Source organism: Chitinivorax sp. B (assembly GCF_005503445.1).
GTDB lineage: Bacteria > Pseudomonadota > Gammaproteobacteria > Burkholderiales > SCOH01 > Chitinivorax.
In genome coordinates, this window is record NZ_SCOH01000151.1 from 1 (window position 1) to 1,467 (window position 1,467).

The window sequence follows — 1,467 nt, forward strand, 5'->3', positions numbered from 1 at the left end:
GACATTCCGCAGTATGGTTACACCGGAAGAGAACCGGATGTGGCGGGGCTGATCTACTACCGCGCAAGGTGGTATGACCCGAGTATTGGGCGGTTTACGCAGCGTGATCCGTCAGGCTTGGCGGGTGGACTGAATCCCTATGCCTATGTGGATGGTGATCCAATCAACTTGATCGACCCGAGTGGGTTGACGTCCGCGAAGCCGCAACCGGTCAGGCAGACCAGCTATGTCAATTCGCCACTTGCCGTACAACCCGGCAAGCAGATGTTGACTTCGATGATGGCCAATTTTGAGGCCAGACAGGCGCAAGATAGCCAAGCTGCGCTTGACCGAGCCCAGAGCGCGGCTGATCATTGGGCGCAAAAGCAACAGGAAACAGGCAATCCCCTCTACGCGATTCCCGGGACTGTTGCCAGTGCGTTGGCTAATCCAGATACGATGGATAAGCTAGGGTTGATCTTGGCAGCCAAGGGCGCAAAGGGAGCGAAGAAATCTGCCATCGGCTCACCCACTGCCGGTAAGCCGGTCGATTCGGCGACACGCGAACGAATACTTGCCAGAGATCGGAATCCAGATGGTTCCTGGACGTGCGCAACATGTGGACAAAAGACGAATAACCCGGCAAACGTTCATACCGGGCATATCACGCCTCGATCACGCGGAGGGGACCTGTCGGATGGGAATCTTCGATGTGAGGGAGCAGCTTGCAATCTGAGCCAAGGCAATCGAAACGCTCCATCACTAGGAATGACTTGCGCAGAGCGAGGAAGTTGTGGAGCACCGTATGGAAGAACGGACTAAAGTGATGACTCATGATCATGTAAATGTCGCTGTGGAGGGCTCTGGTACAAGCGGAGTTGAGCTTGTTCCAGCACAACATCTGGGAGATGGAAATTGGCTGGTACTCCGATCCCCTTTATATGCGTTGCAACTAGCGGCAGGCGACACGATACGAATCGTCAACAACGAGGTCGGTACATTTGAAGTCGTATCACGTGGAGGTAATGTTGCCGTTCAGTTCTATCTTTCCGAGAATGAATTGGACGATCCACAAGCTACAACAAGTGTGGCAAACAGAATCACGCCTAAAGTTGTTGAATTGGGGGGGCGCTTGGACGGCCAGACTATGGGCCTAATGGTCTATACCATACCCGTTGAGGCTGGTTTCCCGGCCATTGAAAATATCTTTGCCATGGCTATTGACGAGTTTCCGGGTGCTCAATGGCAATACACAAACATATATGACATGACGACGGGTGAGCCATTGTGCTGGTGGGAATAACCTGTTGCTGCGAATCCGAATCGTAGGGGTCAGAGTGGTTGATTTCGGCGGATAACTGCGGCCAGCGGCGAGGTACTGGCCAGCTACCAATACGACCCGAACGGCAACCTGACCCTGAAAACGGTCGGCAATGTCAAACACGCCTTCCAGTACAACAGCCAGCAACAACTGACCCAGATCAATCT

2 protein-coding genes are annotated in these 1,467 nt (G+C 53.5%); both read left to right on the forward strand.

What is annotated here, in order from left to right; all coding sequences use genetic code 11:
• Positions 1 to 801 (forward strand): RHS repeat-associated core domain-containing protein (locus FFS57_RS24945; RefSeq protein ID WP_137940515.1); only part of this gene is annotated, 801 nt, incomplete at its 5' end.
• The gene (locus tag FFS57_RS24950; RefSeq protein WP_137940516.1) at positions 785 to 1,282 is read left to right on the forward strand and encodes a DUF4265 domain-containing protein; all 498 of its coding nucleotides are present in this window, start codon (positions 785 to 787) and stop codon (positions 1,280 to 1,282) included. The genes FFS57_RS24945 and FFS57_RS24950, both read left to right, overlap by 17 nt.
• Positions 1,283 to 1,467: the final 185 nt, after the last annotated feature.

Excerpts from the sequence above, each read along its gene's own strand:
- FFS57_RS24950 (WP_137940516.1), top strand. The coding sequence starts at position 785 with ATGGAAGAACGGACTAAAGTGATGACTCATGATCATGTAAATGTCGCT.